28 protein-coding genes are annotated in these 24,638 nt (G+C 63.5%); 18 read left to right on the forward strand and 10 right to left on the reverse strand.

Annotation, left to right across the window (positions count from 1 at the left end; translation table 11 throughout):
• The first annotated feature begins 20 nt into the window (after positions 1–20).
• The gene (locus tag HNR15_RS17620) at positions 21–449 is read left to right on the forward strand and encodes an excisionase family DNA-binding protein (protein ID WP_179483936.1); all 429 of its coding nucleotides are present in this window, start codon (positions 21–23) and stop codon (positions 447–449) included.
• On the forward strand, positions 446–1,447 hold the full coding sequence (locus tag HNR15_RS17625) for a VapC50 family PIN domain-containing toxin (protein ID WP_179483937.1): 1,002 nt from the start codon (positions 446–448) through the stop codon (positions 1,445–1,447). The genes HNR15_RS17620 and HNR15_RS17625 overlap by 4 nt, the downstream gene beginning before the upstream one ends.
• 44 nt (positions 1,448–1,491) lie before the next feature.
• Here the strand turns inward: HNR15_RS17625 and HNR15_RS17630 are convergent, their stop codons facing one another.
• Positions 1,492–3,207, reverse strand: a complete 1,716-nt coding sequence (locus HNR15_RS17630) for a relaxase/mobilization nuclease domain-containing protein (RefSeq protein WP_179483938.1) — start codon at positions 3,205–3,207, stop codon at positions 1,492–1,494.
• Positions 3,204–3,497: a plasmid mobilization relaxosome protein MobC gene (gene mobC, locus HNR15_RS17635; RefSeq protein WP_179483939.1), complete on the reverse strand. Its 294-nt coding sequence runs from the start codon at positions 3,495–3,497 to the stop codon at positions 3,204–3,206. Before mobC ends, HNR15_RS17630 begins: the two co-directional genes overlap by 4 nt.
• A 514-nt stretch (positions 3,498–4,011) precedes the next feature.
• On the opposite strand from mobC, the gene HNR15_RS17640 reads away from it, so the two are divergent.
• Together HNR15_RS17640 and HNR15_RS17645 are read left to right on the forward strand one after the other, a co-directional pair.
• Complete coding sequence (locus HNR15_RS17640; RefSeq protein WP_179483940.1) at positions 4,012–4,299, forward strand: hypothetical protein; 288 nt, start codon at positions 4,012–4,014, stop codon at positions 4,297–4,299.
• Positions 4,292–4,561, forward strand: a complete 270-nt coding sequence (locus HNR15_RS17645; protein WP_179483941.1) for a hypothetical protein — start codon at positions 4,292–4,294, stop codon at positions 4,559–4,561. The genes HNR15_RS17640 and HNR15_RS17645 overlap by 8 nt, the downstream gene beginning before the upstream one ends.
• Positions 4,562–4,719: 158 nt before the next feature.
• Here HNR15_RS17645 and HNR15_RS17650 read toward each other — a convergent pair whose 3' ends face one another.
• Both HNR15_RS17650 and HNR15_RS19005 read right to left on the reverse strand, forming a co-directional pair.
• Positions 4,720–5,238: a hypothetical protein gene (locus HNR15_RS17650; RefSeq protein WP_179483942.1), complete on the reverse strand. Its 519-nt coding sequence runs from the start codon at positions 5,236–5,238 to the stop codon at positions 4,720–4,722.
• A complete protein-coding gene (locus HNR15_RS19005; RefSeq protein WP_179483943.1) occupies positions 5,235–5,552 on the reverse strand; it encodes a PadR family transcriptional regulator in 318 nt (105 codons plus the stop codon). The genes HNR15_RS17650 and HNR15_RS19005 overlap by 4 nt, the downstream gene beginning before the upstream one ends.
• A 76-nt stretch (positions 5,553–5,628) precedes the next feature.
• On the opposite strand from HNR15_RS19005, the gene HNR15_RS17660 reads away from it, so the two are divergent.
• The 5 genes from HNR15_RS17660 to HNR15_RS17680 all read left to right on the forward strand — a co-directional run bounded on the left by HNR15_RS17660 (position 5,629) and on the right by HNR15_RS17680 (position 10,380).
• Complete coding sequence (locus HNR15_RS17660; RefSeq protein WP_179483944.1) at positions 5,629–5,880, forward strand: hypothetical protein; 252 nt, start codon at positions 5,629–5,631, stop codon at positions 5,878–5,880.
• Positions 5,881–6,075: 195 nt separating this feature from the next.
• Positions 6,076–6,987: a DUF3800 domain-containing protein gene (locus tag HNR15_RS17665; RefSeq protein ID WP_343048632.1), complete on the forward strand. Its 912-nt coding sequence runs from the start codon at positions 6,076–6,078 to the stop codon at positions 6,985–6,987.
• A gap of 209 nt (positions 6,988–7,196) precedes the next feature.
• The gene (locus tag HNR15_RS17670) at positions 7,197–8,384 is read left to right on the forward strand and encodes a DUF5677 domain-containing protein (RefSeq protein ID WP_179483945.1); all 1,188 of its coding nucleotides are present in this window, start codon (positions 7,197–7,199) and stop codon (positions 8,382–8,384) included.
• A 290-nt stretch (positions 8,385–8,674) separates the two neighbouring features.
• A complete protein-coding gene (locus HNR15_RS17675; RefSeq protein WP_179483946.1) occupies positions 8,675–9,718 on the forward strand; it encodes a site-specific integrase in 1,044 nt (347 codons plus the stop codon).
• Positions 9,719–9,909: 191 nt separating this feature from the next.
• Positions 9,910–10,380, forward strand: a complete 471-nt coding sequence (locus tag HNR15_RS17680; RefSeq protein WP_179483947.1) for an Lrp/AsnC family transcriptional regulator — start codon at positions 9,910–9,912, stop codon at positions 10,378–10,380.
• Here HNR15_RS17680 and HNR15_RS17685 read toward each other — a convergent pair.
• A complete protein-coding gene (locus tag HNR15_RS17685) occupies positions 10,364–10,981 on the reverse strand; it encodes an AsnC family transcriptional regulator (RefSeq protein WP_218884451.1) in 618 nt (205 codons plus the stop codon). The genes HNR15_RS17680 and HNR15_RS17685 overlap by 17 nt on opposite strands.
• A gap of 124 nt (positions 10,982–11,105) precedes the next feature.
• Here HNR15_RS17685 and HNR15_RS17690 point away from each other — a divergent pair, with 124 nt between their 5' ends.
• The 8 genes from HNR15_RS17690 to HNR15_RS17725 all read left to right on the forward strand — a co-directional run bounded on the left by HNR15_RS17690 (position 11,106) and on the right by HNR15_RS17725 (position 18,348).
• Complete coding sequence (locus HNR15_RS17690) at positions 11,106–11,930, forward strand: ABC transporter permease (RefSeq protein ID WP_343048633.1); 825 nt, start codon at positions 11,106–11,108, stop codon at positions 11,928–11,930.
• Positions 11,927–12,775 (forward strand): ABC transporter permease, encoded by an 849-nt coding sequence (locus HNR15_RS17695; protein WP_246306398.1) that lies wholly within the window; start codon positions 11,927–11,929, stop codon positions 12,773–12,775. Before HNR15_RS17690 ends, HNR15_RS17695 begins: the two co-directional genes overlap by 4 nt.
• 49 nt (positions 12,776–12,824) lie before the next feature.
• Positions 12,825–13,922 (forward strand): ABC transporter substrate-binding protein, encoded by a 1,098-nt coding sequence (locus HNR15_RS17700; protein ID WP_179483949.1) that lies wholly within the window; start codon positions 12,825–12,827, stop codon positions 13,920–13,922.
• Positions 13,919–15,043: a polyamine ABC transporter ATP-binding protein gene (locus HNR15_RS17705; RefSeq protein WP_218884452.1), complete on the forward strand. Its 1,125-nt coding sequence runs from the start codon at positions 13,919–13,921 to the stop codon at positions 15,041–15,043. The genes HNR15_RS17700 and HNR15_RS17705 overlap by 4 nt, the downstream gene beginning before the upstream one ends.
• A 14-nt stretch (positions 15,044–15,057) precedes the next feature.
• Positions 15,058–15,852: a nitrilase-related carbon-nitrogen hydrolase gene (locus tag HNR15_RS17710; RefSeq protein WP_179483951.1), complete on the forward strand. Its 795-nt coding sequence runs from the start codon at positions 15,058–15,060 to the stop codon at positions 15,850–15,852.
• On the forward strand, positions 15,849–16,532 hold the full coding sequence (locus tag HNR15_RS17715; protein WP_179483952.1) for an RraA family protein: 684 nt from the start codon (positions 15,849–15,851) through the stop codon (positions 16,530–16,532). Before HNR15_RS17710 ends, HNR15_RS17715 begins: the two co-directional genes overlap by 4 nt.
• A gap of 2 nt (positions 16,533–16,534) precedes the next feature.
• Positions 16,535–17,269, forward strand: a complete 735-nt coding sequence (locus HNR15_RS17720; protein WP_179483953.1) for a 3-keto-5-aminohexanoate cleavage protein — start codon at positions 16,535–16,537, stop codon at positions 17,267–17,269.
• A gap of 371 nt (positions 17,270–17,640) precedes the next feature.
• On the forward strand, positions 17,641–18,348 hold the full coding sequence (locus tag HNR15_RS17725; RefSeq protein ID WP_179483954.1) for a glutamine amidotransferase-related protein: 708 nt from the start codon (positions 17,641–17,643) through the stop codon (positions 18,346–18,348).
• Between the two features lie 266 nt (positions 18,349–18,614).
• Here HNR15_RS17725 and HNR15_RS17730 read toward each other — a convergent pair whose 3' ends face one another.
• The 4 genes from HNR15_RS17730 to HNR15_RS17745 form a co-directional block, all read right to left on the reverse strand.
• Entirely contained in the window at positions 18,615–18,923 is a 309-nt protein-coding gene (locus HNR15_RS17730; RefSeq protein WP_179483955.1) for a hypothetical protein, read from the reverse strand.
• Positions 18,924–19,158: 235 nt separating this feature from the next.
• Positions 19,159–20,694, reverse strand: coding sequence for an FAD-dependent monooxygenase (locus tag HNR15_RS17735; RefSeq protein WP_179483956.1), 1,536 nt, complete (start codon positions 20,692–20,694; stop codon positions 19,159–19,161).
• A gap of 61 nt (positions 20,695–20,755) precedes the next feature.
• Complete coding sequence (locus HNR15_RS17740) at positions 20,756–21,523, reverse strand: methyltransferase domain-containing protein (RefSeq protein ID WP_179483957.1); 768 nt, start codon at positions 21,521–21,523, stop codon at positions 20,756–20,758.
• Between the two features lie 65 nt (positions 21,524–21,588).
• Positions 21,589–23,163, reverse strand: coding sequence for a GMC family oxidoreductase (locus tag HNR15_RS17745; RefSeq protein ID WP_179483958.1), 1,575 nt, complete (start codon positions 23,161–23,163; stop codon positions 21,589–21,591).
• Between the two features lie 159 nt (positions 23,164–23,322).
• On the opposite strand from HNR15_RS17745, the gene HNR15_RS17750 reads away from it, so the two are divergent.
• Positions 23,323–24,147, forward strand: coding sequence for a helix-turn-helix domain-containing protein (locus HNR15_RS17750; RefSeq protein ID WP_179483959.1), 825 nt, complete (start codon positions 23,323–23,325; stop codon positions 24,145–24,147).
• A 24-nt stretch (positions 24,148–24,171) separates the two neighbouring features.
• On the opposite strand, the gene HNR15_RS17755 is transcribed toward HNR15_RS17750, so the two are convergent.
• Positions 24,172–24,540, reverse strand: coding sequence for a nuclear transport factor 2 family protein (locus HNR15_RS17755; RefSeq protein ID WP_179483960.1), 369 nt, complete (start codon positions 24,538–24,540; stop codon positions 24,172–24,174).
• Positions 24,541–24,638: the final 98 nt, after the last annotated feature.

Raw genomic sequence — 24,638 nt, forward strand, 5'->3', positions numbered from 1 at the left:
TTTTGTCTTAACCTGGGTGGATGCCTGCCACCCGCTTCAGTCCCAGCGACCTCTCCGCGCAAGATGCTGAGAAACTCGCCGCGGTCGTCGACGACGCGTCCGTCGTGACGATCGGAACTGTCTCTGTCGAGGTCAGCTCCCACGGACGTGCCGTCATGAAGGAGGTGCTGGAGCTGCTGGCCGCGGGCCAGCGCGTGGACGTGGTGCCGGTAGCTGAGTTCCTCAGCACCCAAGAGGCCGCAAACCTGCTCCACGTCAGCCGCCCTACCTTGGTCAAGCTGCTTGAGGAGGGTGCGCTGGAGTACGACCAACCAGGGGTGCACCGCCGCGTGGCGAGGACCGAGATCGATAGGTTCATCGCCGAACGACACCAACGGCGCTCAGACGGGCTTAAGGCGCTGGCAGCAACGGGTGACGGCTCGGTCGATCAGATTGTGTCTACCCGTTGAGCGAGATCGTTGTTCTCGACGCGTGCGTACTGGCCCCCTACAACCTCTGCAACCTCCTGCTCTGGCTCGCTGAGGCCGACCTCTTCCAGGCCCGGTGGTCAGAGCACCTCCTCAACGAGACACAGCGCACCATGACCGGCAAGCTGGGTGTCATACCGGCGAAGGCCGAGAAGCGTCTTCAAGCTATGCGCGCGGGCTTCCCCGAGGCCACCGTCCACGGGTTTGAGTGGCTCGAGCCGGGGCTCACGAACCACCCCAAAGACCGGCATGTCCTCGCTGCCGCGATTGCGGCGGGAGCATCCACCATCGTGACCGCCAACTTGCCCGATTTTCCAGACGAGGCCTGCGCCCCACACGACATTGTCGCCCTGCCCCCCGAGATCTTTCTTTCCGACCTCCTCCACCTGAACCCCGCGCTGGTGGTCAGTGCCATCGAGCAAAACGCTCAACGGTTCACCAACCCTGCGATGACGTCCGCACAGGTATTGGCAACCATCACCGCTACGGCCCCCACCTTCGCAAACAGCGCGAACCAGTACATCCTCGATGACTCTCCCGCCGTGTCCCCAGTGCCGGCCTACGTGGCCGCCAGCCCGGAAGACACCCCCCTGCAGGGCTTCAGCGAACAGCCCGATCTCACCGATCCGCTGCACGTTGCGTTCGCGTGGTGGGCCGCACTTCTACGCGACGATCCCGACAGGCACGACCTCCTCGCTGCCGTGACGCATAACCCAGCCGCGTTCGGCGATTACGGCTGGGCCGTCGACGAGCTCCAGCACCGATCGATCGCCTCGAAGGTCTACTACGCCGTCGACGCCCCCGACGATCTGGCGTTCGTCCGATTCGTTCCCGAGGTGGCTCAGACATCCCAGGTGTTCGCCGCCTTCACTGTCACAGGTGCAAGGTTTGTGACCCTCATCCGTTACCCAGACCACACGTGGCGCGTATGGGGGTTGGGCCCAGTGATGGTGAGCGCCCAGACGGTCTTCGGCCACTAGCGCATCAGTTCTTGCCGTGCCCCACGGCTTCTCCGGGCAGGCGTCTACATTCCCAGGTCGTCGTCGCGACTCGGAGAGCCCGGCCCAGGTCGCTGGGGACGCTCTACTTCCTTGGACCAGCTCTTCGAGCCGCGGCGCAACTGCTCATCCACCCGCGCAGCACGGGCCCGGGCCTGCGCCGCGGCTGCGCGAGCATCGGCAGGCATCTCCTGGATGCGGGCTGCGTCCTTGAACCGAGTCGTCAGGTGCTCCAACGCTGGCGGTGCTTCCGCAAGTGTCCGGGTTGCCGCCACCATCTCCCGGCGTGCGGCGTGCGCGTCCTGGATCGCTTTGCTGGTTCGTGACATCTGCTGCATCACCGCCATCCATCCCCGCGCTGAATCGGATCCGCCGGCGCGCAGCGCGAGGTTGATGTGCCGGGCGGCGAGCTCCGGCTCACTCAATCCCGGGCCGGCCACAGGCATCCTGGGTGCGTCACCGCCAGGCGCGGGCCGCTGCTCGGGCAGCGTCAACGACACCTGCGCGAACCGGTCCGCCGCTTTACCCAGCTGCAGCCCGTCACGATCTCCCAGCCCGGTGGCCACCACGCTCATGGTCCCGGCGGCGTGCGCGGTCTCCCGCTTCCACGCAGCGCAGTCCTGCACGTCGATCCCCGCCAACCGGTCGTTCCACGCCGTTAGGTGCGCTGCGGCCTCGGCCAAGTGCTCGCGCCCGTCTTCGGCGATCGGCACCGGTGCATCTTCACCGCGCCACATTGCCAGCGCAGCATCTCTGCTCTCGGCCGTCTCGTTCTGCTCCCAACGGGACCGCAGACGCGGGAGCGTCAGGTCCGGCGCGAGCTTCTTCCCACCGAACCGAACCTGTGCATCCGCTCCTGCTTCAGACACCTGCAGGGAGGCCGGCACCTGCACCGAGTAGCCCACCACCTGCTCGCGGCCGCCTGCAGACCATCGCGGTTCGATATCGACGTCGCGCTCCAGCATCGCGTGCAGAAACTCCACCTCGGTCGAGGATGCCGCCGCGGCTGCCCGCACCGCCCGTTGCAGGAACACCCGGTCCGGCTCGACCGGGCCCGACCCTGCCGCGGCCCGGTTCTGAGCACGTCGTGCCTCCCCGGGGGTGTAGCCCGCCGTCGTCGCGCCACGCCCCTTTTCGATGTCGCGGGTCACCCGCAGGAAGTCATACCGCCGCTCCAACGAGTCGCTGATCCGTTGTGCTGCGGCGTAGTCGTTGCGGGTGTTGCACAGTCGCCCGTCCTGACGCACCAACTCCACCACCAGGTGCACGTGGTCGCCGCCGTTCGCGGTCAGCCCGTGACGAACGGCGGCCCACTTCGCGCCGACCCCGGGGCCGCCCTCGTCGAAACCCATCTCCGACACGTAGTCCGAGGCGACCTGGGCCCACTGCTCGTCGGTCAACGCCTCGTCGTCTGGGGACAGGCCCATAGCCACGTGATACACGTGGCGGGACTCCCCGCCCTTGGTCGCGGTGGCACCGGTCAGGTTCGCCCGGGAGACGCCCCCGTTCCCGGCGCCAGCGACAGCAAGCTGGTCGGCGAACTGGTGCCGCCACGGTGCCTCCACCAGGCGGCCCAGCTGGCTGGCCTCGTGCGGGGACAATGTCCCGCCCCACTCCATCAGTAGCCCTTCGGACCCGGCGACCATGTGCTGGTTGGTGTGCTCATCGGCCTTGCCCTTGCCGTACAGGTACCGCATCAACCCACCGGCGTCAGTGCCCCGCTCGCACACGCTGATCCTCATGACACCTCACCCCCGGGCAGTTGCGCCAGCAGCACGTTGATCCGCTCCACCTGGCGGCCCACCATCGCGACCGCGGCCCGAAACTCAGTCTCCTGGATCTCGCCCGTGCTGTTCGCGACCCGCGCGATCTGGTTGATGTTCGACGCCGCGTTGCCCAGTAACCGGCGCACCCCCGCCAGTTCCAAGTGGATCTCCGCGACCCGTGAAGCGGTCTGCACATCACCAGCCCACACCGCCCGCTCATACAACCGCGGAACGCTGACCCCTTGCAGCTGCGCCAGCGCCTGCACCCGTGCCCACTCCTCATCGGAGTGCACGATCACTGCCCGGTGAGACCGCGGGCCACCAGGTGCGTTCGCGCGACGTCGGCCACGGAACAACCGCGGCCGACCGGGAGCCGGCTGCGTGTCGTCGTCAGACACCGCAGCCACCTCCTCCCCATCGCCGGCCGAACGGCCACAACAACCGCCCTTCGCATCACCAGTCTGCCCATGATTCCCGCCAGGCGCCAGCCCCAGGGGTCCTTTAATGCACATAAGTCATAACTTGCTCTCGCCGTACAGCTACTACCCTGTTCTGCACGGGTCGTTGATTCCTGGAACTGCGGCTGGGGATGAGGGGGGGTACGACTTGGATTAGTGGGCGAGCACGCCCCAGCGGTCACCTTCCAGCATCGTTCCCATCACAAACGGCCAGTGGGGCTGAGGGCCTGGTTGCGGTGCGTATGCCTCCCAGGCGGCGACACCGGACAACGTGGACACCTTCACCGACAACAGACCAAGACAGAGATTTATCGTGAGTCCCATGACTGAGATCACCGACAGGGCACAAGAACTACTGGCCGGCCGAATCGACGCCGTCCGCAAACTCAGCGAACGGCAGCGTGCAGCAACACAGGCGCGTGAGTCGGCTGACGCCGCCGAGCGCGACGCCGCCACTGCGTGGACCGAGGCCACCCAGGCAGGGTGGACCTCCGCCGAGCTGCGCAAGCTCGGACTGGCCCAGCCCACCAACCGGCGCGGTGGCCGACCCAAAAACACCCGCATCACCAGGCGCTCCGACACGTCAGCTGCCAGCACCACGGATGCCTGACAAACCCGTCACACTCTTCTGGGGAGTCGGCCTCGACACCGACATCACCACAGCCTTAGACACTGCTCTCAGCCAGGTCGGTGCCGCGGCAGGAGACCAAGGACGACTAGTCACCCAGGTCTCCCACACCGCGACGTTCCTACGCGGCGATCAGCCCGCGGTAAAAGCCGCAGCCGCCGCGCTCGGCGTGCGCTTTAAGCCACAGAAAAATCAGGAGTATGCCGTGGTCACCGTCACCGCGACGACCATCTCAACACCCTGACACCGGCCCGCCCACCGCGTTACCGTCGACAGCCAGAGACTTGCTTCACTGCAAGCTCGACGGCCGTACGGCTAGCCCAGGCCACCCAGGGACCCTCGTAGGGCTGAGTACAGAGGGGCCCGGGCAACCCCCACGCTGAAGCGTCGTGGGGGTTTTTCTTATGCGTCACCATGGACGTCATCGGCTAGCAGTGCCAGGTGGCGCCGCGCAAGCCAGCGCAATCGGCCCACGGCAACCGCCATAACTCCACAACTAACCAAGGCGCCGACCATGGCGGCAAGGCTCTGCGGCCAGAACAGCATTAGGAAACCTTCCACCACAACCGAAGCCAGCAACGCCGACCACACCACCAGCGTCGGCCGATCCAGGATGTCGCTTAAGCCCATCTCTTCAGGCCGCTCGGCAACACCATCCTCGGTGGCGCGGCTCTCGCGCATCCGAAGACGAAGACCGTCCAGCACCCCGGCAGTCAGCACATCGAGGACCCACCGAGGTCGCTCTTTGACGGGAACCGTGGCGTAGTCAGCTAGCAGCTCCCTCCGCCGCGGGTCATGCCGCGGATAACAGGCCAGCGCGAGGCGTAGCAGCAGCTGGGGCGCGACGCCATGCACGAGGACCAGGAGCAGGACCCCGGTGAGCCAGGTCCACGGGTGCGAGAACAACAGGTGCACGTTCATGCGGTCCCCCCTAGCGGTCGCAGCCCGGCTCGGCCGGTACTGGCGTGGATCCTCGCGCCGGCAACAAAGCCGCCCATCTCGGCGCGGCCACGGTCGGTCAGCTCGTAGTACCTGCGCGGTGGACGACCCCCGGTGGCTGCAGGGTCCTCCCAACCGTCGGTGATCCACTCGGCGTCCAAGAACCTCGTCAGGATCGGGTACAACGAACCAGACCGGATCCCGGTGGCCTTCGACGTCTCATACCCCCAATGCTTGTCACCAGGCCGGGACAAGAACTCATCGGCAACGCGTAGTGCTGTCTCGGTACGCCTCATACCCAAGACGATATAGCACTAAAACTACCTATGTCGATTAAGGCACGCCCCGGCGGACCGGGACGTCTGACCATCCATGCCACGCCAGCAGATCAGTTGCTGGCGCAACGTGATCGGTGCCGCACAGCTGATGCTGACCGTGTGGCTGGTCCCTTCCCATCTGCCGACCCTGGCTGCGGTCGCCGTAGAGCTGGCGGTCGCGGGATGGGCGTTGTGGTTCACCTCCCACTGGCGTTTCGCCCGCCGCAGCCGGTGGTGGCTCTCCCCGGTCGCGGGACGCGTCTATTGGCGGGTGCGGCACCATCGCGCGGCGCCGAGCGCAGTGTGAACAGCGAAGTCGGTTTCCACGTGTCACCTTTGGAGTCGTCCCATGTGGTTTCGATGGAGCCGCAGTAGGCAAAAACGCGCGTTCAGAGTAATGTTTGTCGTGGTAGCAGGGACGAAAGAGGTCTCAGAGCGCCGTTCGAGAAGCCCACGCGAAAGCGTGGGTTTCTTCGTTACGGGAGCATCTACGCTGGCGGATGTGCTGCTGGCGTACCTCGATGAGATCGGACAACCGGGTCCGTTCATCGCGCCCGACCACCCCCGGTTCAACACAAGCCCGGCGTTCGGGTACGCCGGGTTCGTCATCCCCGAGGCCGCCGCACAGCAGTTCGGGGCGCGTTTCGCCCGTGAGAAGGCGACCTTTTTCGGACAACAAGCTGAGGAAGCTGAGCACCCTGGCCGGTTCGAGGTCAAGGGCGCCAGCTTGCTGCGCGCGGGCACGGCGGAGGGGTTTCCACAGAACATCCGTTTGATGAACGCGCTGGTTGGTGCCCTGCGGTCGCTGGGCGGCGAGCTGTTCTACTACGCCGACGAGAAGGCGCGCGGGACCGCTCGCGAGACGGGCGCGGACCCAGCCGCACTGGAGAGAGGCGCCATCAACGAGACCCTCAACCGGTTAGCGCGTCATGCCCAGCGGTGCGACTCCAACATGATGATCATGATGGATCAGATCAATGAGAAGGCGCGCGCCGGGCGGCTGCCCGGCATGTACAGCCACATCTTTGGCCGTGTCGGCACGCACCCAGAGATGCGCCGTGTGCTCGAGCCTCCGATGCACATCGACAGCAAGCTCAGCTCCAACATCCAGTTTGCTGACTGGGTTGCTGCGTGCGTGGGCCGGGCCATCGACTACCAGCTCGTGGAGACCTCCCCGCACGAGTGGGTATGCGAGGCGTTCTCTTCACTCCCGGGCGCCTTCACGTACGAATCAAAGGTCCACCTGCAGCACCGTCCCGGCGGCACGGACCTGGTGCACTCCCAAATACTCAATCGCCAGCGTCCGCTGTATCCCGTGACCGGCCGCAAGATCGGGGATGAGGTAGCGGCAGCGACCATGGCTCAGATCATGGCCGCCGCCCAGCAGCGTGGGACCGCGCCGACCACCGTCTGACGGTCGGCTGCGACGGCACATGGGACTCTCAGGAGAGGCCAGTGGTAGCGGCTGGTGTTCCCCCGAGGGGGTCGGGGGCGGCCAGGTTAAGGGCGTCCGGGCCTTGACGATGATTCCAATGGAATCACCTTTGAGGATGAAGGCGACGGAAGATGTTACGGAGCAGCAGTGCGAGATCTACTGACGGTGACCGCACGTAGTCTCCCGAGATGCGATTGAACCGGCGGCGCCGGGAGACCCAGTCCTTCGACGAGACTTTCTACGACACAGTTGCCGAAGGTCTTCATGGCCTCGTCAACGATGGGATGCACGTTGACGAGGCCATGGCGCTGGCGACGAGGGCGATTGACCCGGTGCTCGACGAAGCCGCGCCGGTTCTGAAGCGGACGCTCATCCGCAATGCTCCGAAGATGCTGCGTGAGCGGCGCCGGTTGCACCGCGCTTTTCGTAAGCAGCTCCGCAAACACTGGGGACCTGCCCTCGACCTGTTCTATGTACTCACGGTCTGCGCCGAGGAGGCGGGTGCAGATTTCTATTCAGGGAGGGTCGCCGGTCGAGACTCTGACCTTCGCGCCCTCCACGAGGCCCTGACTGGTCTGCATGCGCGTGCTTGCCGGACAGCCCTTGAAGTTCACGAGCTCCTGTCCAGTGGGCTTGCGTCTGGTGCGTTGGCAAGGGCTCGCACCATGCACGAACTAGCCGTGACGGCTCTGATATTGCAGAAGTACAGCCGGCTCGACGGGCACGCTGACCTTGCCGAACGGTTTTTGGCGCACGACGACGTGCAGAATTGGTCCGACGCGCAGACGTACCAGAGCGATGCAGGTGTCCTCTCCGTCGAGCCCTTCACCGATGCGGAAATGGCCGACATGAAAACTCGTCACGAGGCCGCCGTTGCGAAGTTCGGCCAAGCCTTCACCGGCCGAAACGGCTGGGCTGCTGGTCTCAACGGAATGAAGCAGCCCACGTTCCGTGATCTGGAACGCATTGCCAAACTCAGCCATCTCCGGGGGTACTACCGCTGGGCAAGTCACGAGGTCCACTCTGGCTCTAAGGGTTCCCGCCTAAACGTCCACCACCGGGGAGGACGGTCCGTAAAGAGCAGCGGATACACAAACGCTGGCCTAGCAGCCCCGGGTCAGATGGCCCTTATCTCTCTCCACCAGACCACCGTTGCGGTTCTGCTCAGCGCCGACCCCATCTCCCCGCAGGACCTGCTCGTCCTAAAAGCGATGCAGAGCACGCTCGATGATTCCTGCAAGGCATTCGTTGCTGGCGCCAGGTCGGTCCAACGAGCGGAAGAACGGTATCAAGACGCCGCAACGGATCGGTCATGGTCAAGACGACTCCGAGGGGGGCGGGCCGCCGCTGCGTCCGGCCCGTCAGACGATGAATGAACTCCGGTCGGTGGCACCTCTAGTTGGCCCAGTGCAGGTCCCTTAGGCGAGGGTGCTCGGTGGGCGCCGGCGCCAGAGGCTGGTCGTCACCGAACTGCAACCGGAACCCGCACCGCACTGACACCCACCCGAGCAGTCTTCCTGGCGTCGGCCTGCCGAGTGACCCCGGTCATTCCGTCATACGTGGTGTACACGATCAACGGGGGCCCTACTCATACGACCCGAACTACAGTAAATATTGCACGGGATAATGCACGGAATCCCATGTGTTATACGGTATCGTGGTTACTATGACCGACCACGGTGATCGCACGAGCGTGACCCGTCATCACGACCAGACCAACGCCGTCGAGCTGCTGGATGAGGTGCCGCTGAGCGAGGCAGAGGCGGAGTATGTCGAAGCGGCTCGGGCGGCGAACACGTTGCGGGGGTACCGCTCGGACTGGGCCGAGTTCACCGGCTGGTGCACCAGTCATGGTGACCTGCACGTGTTGCCGGCGGCCGCGTCGACGATCACCGGGTACCTCAGCGACCTGGCTAAGGCCGGCGCGAAGGTCGGAACCATGAGCCGGCGCCTGTCGGCGATCAAGTTCGTCCATCAACTGCAGGACCTGCCCGACCCGACCGCCAACGCTCGGGTGGTCGCGGTGTGGGAGGGAATCCGCCGCACCCACGGGGCACCCCCAAACCAATCCGCACCCCTCATGCCACCGGAACTGTTCGACGTCCTAGCCGCGTGCCCCACCACCAAGATGTGGAAGACCAAAGGCCGTGCACCTGAGCCGGACCTGGCCGGGCACCGGGACAAAGCCCTCCTTTTGGTCGGGTTCGTCGCCGCCCTACGTCGCAGCGAACTCGCCGCCCTACGCATCGAGGACATCGCCGACCATCCCAACGGCCTGGTCCTGGCCCTCCCCCGGTCCAAAACCAACCAGACCGGCGAACACATCGAACTCGTCGTGCTCCCGCGCGCTGGCAACGCCGACCGGTGCCCCGTTACCGCCCTGCACCGATGGTTGGAGGTGGCCGGTGCGCCCACCGACGGACCGGCGTTCCGACCCGTCGGCAAGAGCAACACTGCACTCCCCCGCGCACTGCACCCCGAGTCCATCAACACCCTTATTCAACGCGCGGTCGCCCGGGCCGGCATCGACCCCACCCACTACAGCGCCCACTCCCTACGCGCCGGATTCATCACCTACGCCCACCTGCGCGGTGCCACCGACCGGGCCATCGCCCACCAAACCCGCCACCAATCCCTAGCCACCCTCGGCGGCTACGTCCGCATCCACAACGCCTGGACCGACAACGCCGCCACAACGTTGGGGTTGTAAAGGATTCAACCCTTCCTCATGTCTGTCCGATCCGAGTTTTTCGAATAGCACTGGAGCCATAATGCGGGTGGGACGTTGGGCTCGTTGACGTGCTCAGCGGCCGCCGGCGAGGTCCGTCACGGTAGTGGCGGGAGCAGGAGCGAACGGCCACATGACACGAGTTCGGTGTGAACTAGCTGAGGGCGAACCCCATGGACGATATTGATAGATCCATCATTGCAGCGCTCGAGGAAGACGGGCGAGTGCCTTTCACGCAACTGGGCCGTGACCTAGGGATTTCTGAGTCGGCTGTGCGCCAGCGCGTCGTCAAGCTCCAGGAAAACGGTCAGGTCCGCATCGTGGCTCTGTGCAACCCGTTGAGTTTGGGTCACCAACCTGTGCGGCTGTTAGTCAAGGTTCATGACCTGAGTCCCCGCGTGGTGGCCAAGTCGTTGTGCGCAGTTCGAGCCATCAACCATGTGGCTCTCACTGCTGGGGGTCACGACATCTATGTGGAGGCCACCTGCCGAGACCAGGCGCAGTTGCTGGAGATACTCGACCATGTTCGCATGATGACGGGCGTGGCGGATGTGCGGACTTTGCTGCTGCTGGAGCTGACGAAGGACTATTCGTGGACCGGTCTGGTGAACGCGGTTGGCCGCAACCTCACTCCTGAGGCCTGAGCACGCGCTCGTCCGCACCGGGTGGTGGGTTGCGGAACTCTGCCCACAGGTAGGTGTCCTTCATAACATCTAACACGACCAGCGTGTCTGCGCCCTCTACCCCAGTAACTCGCCGGACCCGCTCGGTCACCAGGTCGGCCAGGTGCCTGAGGTCTTTGCACCGTACGTCGGCCATGATCTCGTAGTCGCCAAGCGAGAGCGCTACAAGGCGCACTTCGGGGATCCTGCTCAGCTCCTTGGCCACCAGGGACACCGGAAGGTGCTTCACATGGATGCCGAGGTGCGCCTCCACCTCGCCCACCTGGACCGCGTTCGACATGCCAACGACCTGGATGATCCCTTGGCGGTTCAGTCTTCCGAATCTGGTGCGCACGGTTGACTCGCTGACTCCAACGGCCTTGCCGACGTCGGCGAAGGACATCCGCCCATCAGTCCTGAGCTGGTCGATGATGTTGCGATCGATGGTGTCCAGATGCGGCTGTTCTGTCGCCATATCAGACCCACTCCCTGCCCGCAGCTGCGATATGCACAGTTTTTTCCAGTGATCGCGACGGATATCGCAGTGAACGAAGCAGCTGTGCTGCGTCAGGATCGTACCCACCTACTCGATGGGAGGTCACGTGGCGTCAACTCTCGAAACCACCACGGAACCACCGCATAAAGAGCCCCGAACGGCGGCGCCACGGCGTACCGCACCCCGCAACACCCGGCGACTGCTCACCCAAGTGATTCTGCTGGCACCAGCAGTCACCATCGTGGCCCTGCTCGTCCTGGCTCCCCTGGTCCTGGTCGTCCGCAACAGCTTCGCTACAGCCGATGAATACGGAGCGGTCCAAGGCGGGTTCACCTGGGCAAACTATGCGGCCCTGAACGATCCGGCGTACTTCAAGGTCCTGGGCTACAGCCTGGAGGTAGCGGCCCTCAACACCCTGATCTGCATCACTGCCGGTTACGTCATCTCCATCTACGTCACCTCCAGGCCGCCCACCCGCCAGCTCCTCGTCCTGCTGCTGCTCGTTATCCCGTTCTGGACAGACTTCCTCGTCCGCACCTTCGCACTGATCAACGTCCTTGCCCCCGGCGGCCCGCTGAACACCCTCACGAACGCCATCGGGATAACCCATGGACCCACAAGCTGGGTCCCCAGCACCGGCGCAACCTTCATCGGACTGGTCTACGCGTTCCTACCTACCGCCGTCTTTCCCATCTACGCATCCCTGCGGGGCATCGACCCCAACCTGAGTGAAGCCGCAGCGGACCTCGGATGCGGATGGTGGAAAACCCACTTCCGGGTCCTCATCCCGATGGCCCGGCAAGGAATCCTCGCGTCCATCCTGCTGGTGTTCATCCCCACCTTGGGCGTCTACGTCATCCCCGTCCTCCTCGGAGGTGGGAAACGACAGATCGTCGGCAACGTCATCGTCACGCTGTACACCGAGTTCCGCAACGCGCCGCTGGGCGCCGCTGCCTCCGTCGTACTCCTGCTGCTCATGATGGCCAGCGTCCTTGTCATTGGACTGCTTTCCCGTCGACTGCGGAGATCCTTATGACAACCACCACGCGATTCCAAAAGCTTGCCGGTCGCCGAGACAAGCCCCCGGTCAGGTTCATGGACCGGTTGGTTTCCCTCCTGGCCCGTCTCATCATCGCGTTCCTGTACATCCCCATCGTGGCGGTCATCATTCTTTCCTTCAACGGATCGAGTGTGACGTCAACGTGGACCGGCTTCAGCCTCCATTGGTTCGATGTTCTTCTGCATGATGATGACCTGCACGCAGCATTGCGGGTCACCCTAACCGTCGCCGTGGTCGCCGCCTCCGCGTCCACAGTAATCGGACTCATGGCAGCCAGCGCATTCACCCGGTACAAATTCAAAGGCCGCCAGCTTCTACTCGGCAGTTTGTTCGTACCTCTCATCGTTCCCGAGATCGTCCTGGGCGTAGCGCTACTCTCAGTCTTTTCAGCCCTGGGCATACCGTTGAACACCCTCACGCTGATACTTGGCCACATCGTCATCACCCTCCCCTACTCCGTGCTCATTCTCGTAGGGGCTTATGCCGGTCTAGACCCATCGCTGGAAGAAGCCGCGACCGATCTGGGCTGCAACCAATGGACCACCTTTACTAGGGTCACACTGCCGCTGATGCGGCAAGCCCTAGTCGCTAGCTGGCTCCTGTGTTTCGTGCTGTCCTTCGGTGACATTGTCATGTCGACGTTCACCAACGGGGTTGGATCAACGACGCTGCCTCTGCTGGTTTTCTCTCGACTCAAGACCGGCATCACACCGGAGATTAACGCCCTCGGCACCCTGCTCATTTTGCTGACTTTCGTGGTCATCTTGGGAGTAGGGATCCGGCAGATGCGTCAGGTCCTAACGCAGAACACCAAATTGTAGATCAATACACCCCGCCCGACCCCCGTGCTCAACCAGCAAAGGAATCCTCATGCGTACGTCCCCCGCGATTAAGGCCGCTACCCTGACCGCTTCTGCAGTTCTGGCTCTTGCCATTACAGGATGTGGCAGCAGTAGCTCGAAGACGTCATCAGCTGGTGCGGCTGCCACCGGCGGTAGCAAGTCGCTGCACATCTACGCGTGGGCTGGTGAGATTCCCGACGCCATCGTCAAATCGTTTGAGAAGTCGACGGGCATCTCCGTCACCGTCGACACGTTCGACAGCAACGAGACCATGACCACCAAACTGAGCGCAGGCGGCGCGGGCTATGACCTGGTGGAGCCGAGCCAGTACACGGTCCAGCAGCTGTCCGGGCAGAAGCTGATCCGCCCGCTCGATCATTCCGCGATCAAGGGCCTGTCCAACCTCTCGCCGAAGTTCCTCAACCCCAGCTTCGACCCCAACAACAAGTACAGCGTTCCGCTGGTATGGGGAACCACTGGGATGGCATACAACGACAAATGCACCGGTGGGGCGAAACTCACGAGTTGGTCCGCGTTGTTCGACCCGAAGTTCAAGGGCAAGATCTACATGCTGGACAACGAGCTGTCGGCCTACATTCCCGCTCTGCAGATCAACGGGTACCACGCGACCTCAACGTCCAAGGACGAGATCGCCAAGGCCACTGAGACCCTCCGGAAGCAGAAGCCGCTGCTGGCCGGGTACAACTCGACCAACTACGCCACTCTGCTGTCCAGCGGTCAGGCGTGTGTCGCCGAGGCGTACAACGGTTCGGCGATCGCCGCGGTCACCAAGGCCAACCCCCACGTTCACTTCGTGCAACCCTCAGAGGGTGGAACGGTGTTCACCGACGGCCTGGCCATCCCCAGCGGCGCCAAGAATCTGACCTCTGCCTACGCGTTCATCAACTACACCCTGCAGCCCAAGATCGCCGCCATGGAGACCAACGTGGGAGGCAACGCAACCACCAACGAGGCCGCGAAGGCCTACATCACCGACAAGAGTCTTCTGACCAACCCGGCAGTGTTCGCATCCAACGCCTCCGTAGCCAAGGCTGACTTCATCCTCAACCCCGGCAAGGCGCTGGCGTACTTCAACGCGGGATGGACCAAGGTGCGCGCCTCGTGACCGCCGCCCCCGCGCAGGCCGCCAAAGACGCGGTGGACCTCATCGACGTGACCAAGCAGTTTGGCAGCGCCACAGCTGTGGACCATGTGTCCCTGCATATTCGCAGGAACGAGTTCTTCTCGATTCTGGGACCATCCGGATGCGGGAAAACGACCCTCATGAGGATGATCACAGGGTTTGAACGCCCCACCTCGGGTCAGATCCACCTCAACGGGCGCGACGTCAAGAACGAGCCGGCCAACAAGCGCGACCTGAACATGCTGTTCCAGAGCTACGCACTGTTTCCGCACCTGAACGTGTTCGACAACGTCGCCTTCGAACTGAAAGTCCGCAAGCACGAACGGTCGACCATTAGGGCGCGGGTGACCGAGGCGTTGAACCTGGTGCGGCTGGTTGGCTATGACGACCGCAAACCCAGCGAACTGTCGGGTGGTCAGAAACAACGCGTGGCACTGGCTCGGGCCATTGTCTCGCGGCCCTCGGTAATCATGCTCGATGAACCACTTGGAGCATTGGACCAGCGACTACGCCAGGACATGCAGCTGGAACTAAAACGCCTCCAACGTGAAGTCGGCGTCACGTTCATCTACGTGACGCACGACCAGAACGAGGCACTGACCATGTCAGACCGCATCGCGGTCATCTCCGAGGGGCGCGTCATGCAGGTCGCCTCCCCCACCCAGCTCTACCTAGAACCCGCGAACCGCTTCGTAGCAGACTTCATCGGCACCTCCAACCTGCTCACCGGGCGCGTGTCATCCACCACAGCTCACCAGGTGTGTGTCGATGTCGAAGAGCTAGGACAGCTACGCGCCCCTGGGAACCCCCAGTGCACACCAGGCGACGTGGTCCACCTGTCCATCCGACCCGAGAACATCACCATCAACAGCGACACCGAAGAGCGCGCACCCTCCACCGACACCGTGTCGGTACCGGGCAAAGTGGCCGAAGTGGTTTTCCTTGGAGATGACACTCGCTTCTTCGTCGATGTTGGCCACGGGACTCTCCTCACCGTCAAGCAGGTCAACATGTCCCGCCTTGGCCAGGCGCAACCAATAGCACTCAACGACCAAGTCACTCTGAGATGGTCCATCTCAGACAGCCGCCTGCTCACCGAATAGAAGGGGGAACTTCTGTGCGCGTATCCATTGGACAAATCGACCCCACGGCCGACTTCGATCACAATATGAAAGTGATCGTACAACTATCTTCTCAAGCCGCGGAAGCAAAAAGCGACCTGATCATCTTTCCCGAGGAATCGATGCTGTCCGCCGACGCTGTCGAGAAGGGCATGCTGCCCCAGGTTGTTGATGAGTCATGGCCCATCTTCATCGACATGTGCCAGTCCCTCTCACGTGATCTAGGCGTGTCCATCATTGCTGGTGGATACGAACCCAGTGGGACATCCCTGCCCTACAACACGATCATCGCGGTCGACAACGGCGCCCTGCTGGGAACATATCGCAAGATGCACCTATACGACGCGTTCCACTACCAAGAATCACGCCGCGTGATGCGCGGCGAAGACGGACCCCTCATGGTGACCATCGGCGGATTCAACATCGGCATCGTGAACTGTTATGACGTCCGCTTCCCAGAATTTACCCGCGTCTTGTTAGAGATGGGAGCGAACGTGCTCAGCATTTCCGCCGCCTGGGCGAGCGGACCCCTCAAAGAGGACCACTGGCACACCCTGTTACGGGCCCGCGCTATCGAGAACACCTGCTGGGTGCTGGCAGCATCACTCAGTAGCGACGACTGCATCGGCCACAGCATGATCGTCGACCCACTGGGCGTTATGCGGGCAAGCCTCGGAGAGGAAAAAATGGGTCTGCTAACGCACGACATCGACAAAGACCGCCTTGATCACGCCCAATCCATTGTCCCGGTCCTTCGTAACCGGCGCATCTTTGTGAGCGATACCAAATGACATCATCGCTACCACCCATCGACACCGACCTGAGCGACCTGCTGAACCGCGCCCGCAAGGTCGCTGTGCCAACACTTGGCCACTACCTTGAAGCCGGGTTCGCAGACCCTGACCTGCAACGGATCTCGGGCAAAGGCACCCTGGTGGGACGGGCCGTCACCGTGCGCATCAGCGCCACTGATTCGACCGCGCTGCACCATATCGTTGGATTGACAGGACCCGGCGACGTTGTCGTCGTCGACACTGGAATGGACCGCCGGCATGCCGCTGTCGGCGAGGTCGTTGCCAACGCTGCTGCGAGTCAAGGCACCGAGGGCATCATCACCGACGGCCCCGCAACCGACAGCGCCGAGCTGCAAAAGTTGGGCTTGGTCGTTCATAGTCGCGGAACCTCAGCCCTGACCACCAAACTGCACGGCATCGACGACTTCTCCTTCGGGCAGACCATCACCTGCGGCGGTGTCGCAGTGAACCCAGGAGACATCGTGCTCGCCGACCAAAACGGCACCCTGTTCGTAGATCCGGCCGTCTTAACGAGCATCCTGGCTGATGCGATCCAAGAGGACCTTGAAGAGCCCGATCTCATTCGTCAGCTCTGGGCAGGTGCCCGGCTGGGCGACCTCACCGGAGCCACCCAGGTGATCAAAGAACATACCGCGACAGCAACGGAGAATGGCTAGCGATGTTCATCAAAGCCGCGATCAACGGGGGCACCCCGTCCACAGTGGCCGCTGTCCCAATCACTCCGCAACAGATAGCGCTCGACGTGAAGCGAACGCGAGCCGCCGGCGCCGATGTTGTGCACTTCCACGCTCGCACAGGCACGGGCGCTCAATCAATCGCTCCCGCCCTCTTGGCACAAACCATCACCGAGATTCGAAGCGCGGCCCCCGATGTAATGATCGGAACCACCACAGGCCTGTGGTGCACCAATGGCCCAACCGACCGGCTCGAGCAGATCAAGAACTGGACCATCCTGCCGGACTTCGCGTCGGTGGCGTTCTGCGAGGAAGGTGCCGCCGAGACCGCCCAGCTAATCTTGGACCGCGGAATGATCCTGGAAAGTGCGGTGTGGAGCGTGGATGACATCCCGGCTTTGCTCGCAAGCCGCGACACGCTAGAGGCCAACGTTCGCGTCCTGATCGAACCCATGGACGACGACGCGGACGGAGCCGTAGAGCACGCTCGTGAGATCGCCGCGCGGCTCCTGGCCGCAGGAGTGAAGTGTCCGCTCCTCTACCACGGGGAAGGGGACACCGTGTGGCCAGTTCTACGTGCCGCACTCACCGACGGCCACCAGATCCGCATCGGATTCGAAGACGGACTCCTCCTACCCGATGGCTCCCCCGCTGACAGCAACGTCGCCCTCATCCAGGCCGCTCGGCAGGAAGCACGTCTCTTAAAATTGCGCCGGTGACCAACCGCCAAAAAAGTTCCGGTGCATTCCGCGTACGTAGCGATAGCCAAGCAGCGAGTTTCGATGTAGAGAACACCCGTTATTGTCTGAAACTTTGTCGTGCGGGGCCGTCAGTCCCCGGTGGAGGCAGCAACTGCAGACTGATAACATGTAACGACCAGAACAGCATCACCGACAGCAACACTCTAGCGCATGTTCGGACACTGCACTAACTAATTGGGGCATGGTATGCACATGAAAACGATCGTCATTTTCGCAGTGTCGCACGAACACATGTTTACGGGCGTCGCAAAATCAAAACTCATTGCTGTGAGACATGCGCAATGACAAACTGCAGTCCGTTGTCGCGCGAACGATCCTGTCCACTATCCGTGCTGGTTGTGCAACATGAGGCTGAAGTTGGTCTTGGACGGTTTGCGAAGCCTCTCCAAGACGCGCGCGTTGTCGTCACAATTGTTGGTCCCGGGACAAGTACGCCTATTCCCAATTCTGTCGCCGGCTTCGATGGACTCATCGTTCTGGGCGGCTTTCCCGGTGCTCAAGACGACGCCGCCGCACCCTGGCTTGCTCATGTTTGCAAGCTCATATCCCAAGCCGTTGCCGACGAAATTCCCTACCTAGGAGTGTGCTTGGGTGCACAGCTGCTCGCGTTAGTGGCTGGGGGTGCTGTTGGACCCGCCCGCAAAGAGCCAGAAGTTGGCTTGGGGCAACTTACACTCGACGATGCGTGCGTTACGGACCCCCTCCTCAAAGATATGAGGCAAAAGGCCCGTGCGGTGCAGTGGCATTACGATGAGGTTGTGACTCTTCCCGAGGGCAGCCGGTCTTTGATAAGCAGTCAGCATTGCGAAAATCAGGCTTTCCGCGTTGGTGCATCCGCATGGGGTTTGCAATTTCATGCCGAAGCAAACAGCAAATCCGTCAAAGAATGGGCTTATAAAGATTCTTTAAACGTGGCCCGTTTAGGCCTCTCTTTGCGCGCGCTAGTGGATCAGGTCGCGATAGCCGATGCTGAGCTTGATTCGACTTGGGTTCCTCTTATGGATCGATGGATACTAGTCGTTGCTGACGTCGAGTAATGCTCGTGGTCTACCGCCCTGCGCGCCGCCGACTTGCTCGCCTACTTGCCAGCTGATCCGCAGGCGGCGGCCGATGAGTTACGGCGACGACGGGACGAGACCGGAGTCTCCTACTTCGTCTTTGTCTTTGGTGCCGACGTGGCCGACACATTTGCACCGCTCGTCACCGGACTTGCCGGCCACTAGCACAGAAACCCCACGTGATGTACCGCGCGGTACCACCACTCACGCGAACCCGACCCGCCGACGGTCAACCTCGAGCGGGGTCAGCGGGTTCCGACCGTGACTTCGATGGTCCCATCGTGGCTGCGTTGGGCAACGGCCTCGTAGTGGCCCGGCTGCGCTGAGGAGAGTTCATCGACGACGCGTTGTTCGAGGCGACGTAGCGTCTCTGGCTGGAACGACCCGGCGCGTCGACCGAAGGCATTTAAGGTTCGGCGATCGCTGATGTTGAGGGTGACTGTTCGGTGACCGCGATTCAGCGTGGGTGCGGCTTCTGCTGCGATCCAGGCGGCGGCCCGGCGTCTCTTGGATCGGCTCATGCGAAGCCGCCAAACATCGATGTCCCGGTTCACAGGCGTGCTCCTACTACGCGAAATCCCTCAGTCGCGACACGAACGCAGATCGTGCAACGACGACCCCGCAGCGGCAGCGTCGTCCGGAAACTACCAGGGCAGCCTGGGCGCGTGAGAGACGCGAGAGCGGCCTATTTCCAGGTGTGTTCGGGTTCACACTGCATCGTGCGTGACGCCTCGACGATCGCCACGTGTTCAGTCTTTTCAACTGAACCTGAGATGGAGTTGTCGTGGATCACGTCTGGGTCGTTGCAACCCAGGATCGTGCGGTCTGAGCGATCAGCTCAGGGTCGGTGACGTGGTCCCAGACCGCGGCCGTGTAGCCGTCAGGGCGTACCAGTGCCCCCGCCGCGTCTCCCCAGGAACGCACCGAATGCAGGAGTTGCAGACGGTCACCAGGGACTTTGGATAAGAGCGATGGCGGGACGATCGCTCCGATGCTCACCAGCGTGAGGACGTCGGGGCGAAGTGCTGGGTGCAGTGTCCGTCCATCGGACAACGGTAGGTCGGGGACGCGCGTGCCCGCTCTCGGGTGCTCCTCCCCCGGAGTGGTGCCGGGTGCGGGGTAGCGCACGGAGAGACCGGAAAGCCAGCCGCGCAGATGCTCTGCAGTGTCGCCGTCCTGTGCGATCAGCTCTGACATGAGATCGCGCAGAGCAGCCCCGGACGGGCTAAACGTGTGCATGACCGCGGACTGGGCCTGCGTGTTCGACGCGAGCTGTTCGCCGACCGGTCGACGTTCGGCGTCGTAGGACTGGGCGCCGCGCACAAGCCTGTCTGGGGCCCACCCTGCGATCTCCGCGGCGAGCTTCCATGCCAGGTTGGCGGCGTCTTGTACACCGACGTTGAGCCCTTGGCCGCCGGCGGGAAAGTGGACGTGCGCGGCATCGCCGGCAAGCAGGATGCGTCCCGATCGATACCGATCGGCGTGCCGGGTGACGTCTCCGGTGCGACCGGTCCATACGACGTCGTGCAGGCCGAAGTCGTCGCCGGCGACTCTGCGCAGGGTTGCTTTGATTTCCTCGACGTCGGGCACGTGGGCCTGGCGACGGCGCGCGTCCTCATCGGCGAGGTTGGTCTCGCTGGGCTCGATGCCAAAGACGCGATGGAGGCCGTTGGGGAAGGTCAACACGCTGAGCGAGCCGCGTACGGGGTCCCACTGATGGCGCCGTTCGGGGAGTCGATCCAGTACGCCGTCGGCGCCGAACCCGGCGAGGGTGGCGGTTGTTCCCGGGAAGGTGATGTCGGTCGCGTGCCGCACTGCGCTGTGTGCGCCGTCGGCCCCGATGACGTATCGGGCGCGGTGTGCGCGGTGATTGGTGTCGTGGACGACGATGCCGTCGTCGTCTTGGTCGACATCGACGATTTCGACCCCGGTCTCGATGGCGACGCCGGCGCCGGTGAGGTGTTCGGCGAGTACGCGCTCGGTGATGGGTTGGGGGCACATGAGCACGAAGGGGTAGGAGGTGTCGAGGCGTTCGTAGGACAGCAGCGAAGGGAGCGCCGCGAAGTGCGTGGCGGGCATCGGCGTGCCGGCGGCGGCCAGTTGCGCGCCGAGGGTGGCGCGGTGTCCGTGGGTGTTCGAGCCGTGCGCAGCCGGTAGCGCGTCGAGCACCTCGAGGGTGCGGGGGTGGATCGTGGCGGCCCGTGGGTTCTGGGGCCTTTTGGTCTGGCGTTCCAGTATTCGCACAGTTACCCCGGCCCGGTGCAGGAGGGCGGCGGCGGTCATCCCGACTGGACCGGCTCCTACCACGATGACGTCGGGGTCCATACATCCTCCTGAGTTGCGGTCGGTGTCCCTAGTGGCTTGAGCAGTGGTGAGAAGCAAGTCGTCAGGCTGGCTCACCACGCAGTCGTTGACTTCGCCAGCAGCGGGCGCGCATCGGTAGCTGGATCTCGATGGGGTCATCGAACTGTTCGTCCAGCGCGTGCTGCACGGACTCATCGAGTTGGGCCTTCTCGTCGTCGGAACCGGCGAGGTGACGGCTGGAGGTGGCGAACAGGGCTTGCACTCCCTCGGGAGTAAGCGTCTGGGTGAACTCGGTGTCGTACCGCTCGAGCGGGCCGAACGGGGCGGGCAGGTCGATGTCGATGTAGTGGTGGCGGTTGACCGCTTCGTGTTCCCCCCGGCGGTCACCGAACATTGCTGCGACCCAGGCGTGAGACAGATCGGGGCTGGACCCCACGACTGCGAGGCGTCCGCCGACCCGTAGCACCCGTGCCACCTCCGGGACGGCCAGCACCGGGTCGAACCAGTGCCATGCAGACCCCACCAGTACCGCGTCGACGCTGCCGTCGTCGAGCGGGATGTGCTCGGCTGTGCCGTCGAGGACGCGAACGTCCGGGCACCGACGAGTGAGCACCACCCGCATGGCATGGTCGGGCTCAACAGCGACGACCTCCAGGCCAGTTCGGCCACTGAGTTCTCGGCTGATCTGGCCCGTTCCCGCACCTAGATCGAGCACAAGTCGTTCCTTGCCGGTGAGCATCCACTGCAGGGCCGAGCGGGGCGGTGAGGGTCGTGACCGGTCGTATTCCTCGGCTGCGAGCCCGAAGGCCTTGGCGCGGTCGGGCGGCGTCGTTGCGTCTGATGCGGACACGTGTCTTTCCTCATGCTCGGTGGGCGTGGGCGTGGGCGTGGGTGTGGGTGTGGGCGAATCTGCAATCAACTCAGCAGATCGGCGGCACGTTCGGCGATCATGATGGTTGGGGCGTGGGTGTTCCCTCGGGTGATGGTCGGCATCACCGAGGCGTCGACGACGAACACGTTCTGCAGGCCGTGTACGGCAAGGGTGGTGGGGTCCACGACGGCGTTATCGTCGGTGCCCATCCGGGCCGTACCCACGGGGTGCCAGAATCCTTCGGCGTGATCGCGGACGAACGCATCGAGGTCACCGTCGACAGGGTCGGGCGTGAGCCTGGGCCCTGTGGATGTGCGCAGAGCAGGGGTGTCGAACATGGCGATCGCCCGTTCCAGCGCGGCTCGCAGACGGGGTGGATCATCCGGATCCAAGAGATAGCCGGGGTCCAGGACCAGGCCATCGTGCGGCTGCGGGCCACTGAGGCGGACCTCTCCGCGGCTGCGGGGTGTCAGCAAAATTGATAGGACAGACACGGCAGGCTCGGGTAGCGGCACTAGACCTGGGCCGAAACCGATCAGGGCAGGGACGAGCTGGACGTCCGGCGCGGTAGACCCGTCGAGCGGCAGCATCGCCATGACGGGAGCGAAACTCGACAACGGCCCTCGGCGCACCAGGCGGTACGTCCGTCGGGCGCTCTCGTCGTGCCAGTCGAGCATCGTGTTCCCCGCGGTTACCGGCCACACCGCGGGGACGAACACGTGATCGTGGAGGTTTTGACCCACCCCCGGAACGTGGTGCTGGGGTTCGATACCGACCTCGGCCAAGTGATCGGCCGGCCCGACCCCAGAGAGCATGAGCAGTTGCGGAGTGCGCAGCGCACCCGCAGCGAGTACGACACGCGTCGCGTCAACGCGATGGCCGTCCACGACCACCCCGGTGGCCCGAGTACCGGTGAGAAGTACGCGTTCGACGACTGACCCGGTACGCACGGTCAAGTTGGGCCGGTTCAGTGCAGGAATGAGGTAGCCGTCGACAACGTCATGGCGCCGCCCGTCGCGCACGTTCGCCTGGTTCAACCCCACGCCCGTGCGCACCGGCCCGTTGAGGTCGTCGCTGACACCGAAACCGGCCTCCTCGCCCGCGGCGAGGAAATCCTGATGCACACGTTCGAAGTGGGTAGAGGTGGAGACCGTCATCGGCCCGCCGCTGCCGTGGTGATCGGAAGGTCCAAAGCTGTGGTTCTCAATCCGCCTTAGCAGCGGTTGGACATCGGCGGCTGACCAGCCGTGGGCGCCGCCCGCAGCCCAAGAGTCGTAGTCCTGCGGGTGGCCCTGCATCCAGGTCAGAGTGTTGACCGCGCTGCCACCTCCGAGGACGCGCCCCACCGGGACAGCGCTGCGCCGTCCTGCCAGACCCGGCTGTGGCACGGTCGGTTCGTGGACCACCGATGGCGTGGCAAGTGGAGTGATGGCTTCGCCGGGTACCGAGAACAGCGCACGATCAGGTACATCGCCTGCCTCCAACAACAGCACCTGATGATCCGCGTTCTCGCTCAGCCTCGCGGCCACCACGCAACCAGCAGCCCCCGCCCCCACCACGACGGTGTCCACCGCACGCGGTAACGGCTCACGGAACCCGTTAGCAGTCACGATCGACATATGCATCTCCTCCCTGTCCACTTTCTGACCGCCGTCAGCATCCAACTTGTTGGTAGTAGTGCTACTACTATTAGCAGATTTTGAATGGTTTGCAATGTTTGGCTTCGTTGGCAAACGGAGCCATTGGCGCCTGATCGCAAAGCTCGCCATCATGGGCTGATGGTCGAACACGACGATTTCGCGGGGCTGCTGCGCGACTTCCGCGGCCGGCTAAGCCCGCAGGCTGCCGGTGTGGCGGTGTGCGACTCCAGCCAACGCCGTGCGCACGGCCTAAGACGCGAGGAGTTGGCTGAACGAGCGGGCGTCTCGACCGAACATGTGAGACGCCTGGAGCAGCGCCGTAGACATCCATCGCGCCAAGTGGTCGACGCGCTTGCTCGGGCGTTGTTGCTCACTCAGGAGGAGCACGAACAGTTGTGTTCTGCGGCCGGCTACGCGGCGCCTGGCTCGCGGGGCGGCCATGTTCCACGAAGCATCACACCGGCGGCCCATCGCATGCTCGAGCGGCTGACCGACGTGCCGGTGGCCGTATGCGACGCCGCATGGACGGTACTGGCGGGCAACGAGGTGTGGCGTTCCTACGATTGCGGCGCTAATGCTGATGCTGAGCGTGACTGCAACATCGCCTGGCGCATCTTCACCGATGCGCCCACGACTGTTGCACGTAGCCCGCAAAGCATGACCGCCTTTAAGGAGTCGCTTGTCGTCGATCTGCGGGCGGCGTGGCGACGCTACGACGACCCATACGTCCACAGCTTGATCAGGGATTTGAATCTTGCAAGTGTCGAATTCGCACAGCTGTGGCACCAAAGCGACAGAGCTCAGCGTGACGTCGATCGACTGTGCGCTGAGCACCCGGATGGAGGTCATGACGAGCTGGAACGCGACACCCTGATCGTCGACGGCGATCTGCGGGTGGTGGTGTTCACGCGTCCAGTGGACAGTACGGCTGGTGCGAGCGGCGCATACGCCAGGTCGGCGTAATGCCCATCAGCACCCGCCGATTAGTCACGACGGTTGCAGATCTCCGACGCTCTCAACGTAGAAACGCGATCTTTCAATCAGGTCACGACCGCTGTCGATGAACAGAACGATGACACCGCGCTGTTCCTTGTCAGTACCCGAGTCATCGTAGAACCGCCAGTCCTGCCACACCTCGTCTCCTACTGAGATGGAGTGAACGATCTCGGCTCGGACCGTCGGCCACGCGTCGAACCGCATGACCTGGTTCCGTCGAACGTTCTCCTTGCCGGTGAAGGACAGGTTTGGGTGGGCCGGCCACTCGCACGCGTAGTCCTCGACGAAGCATTCTGCGATGGCGTCGGGGTCGCGAGCGTTGAGGGCTGAAGACAGACGATCGATCACGGGATGGCTCATGACGTGCAATCTACGAAGCCTCCCACCGTTGAGGCAGGGCCAACATGTACCCCGTTCCTACATCCGGCGCCCACTGCTTAAGCGCCGACCACTTCCCC

It is taken from the genome of Allobranchiibius huperziae, assembly GCF_013410455.1.
In the GTDB taxonomy this organism is placed as follows: Bacteria; Actinomycetota; Actinomycetes; order Actinomycetales; family Dermatophilaceae; genus Allobranchiibius; species Allobranchiibius huperziae.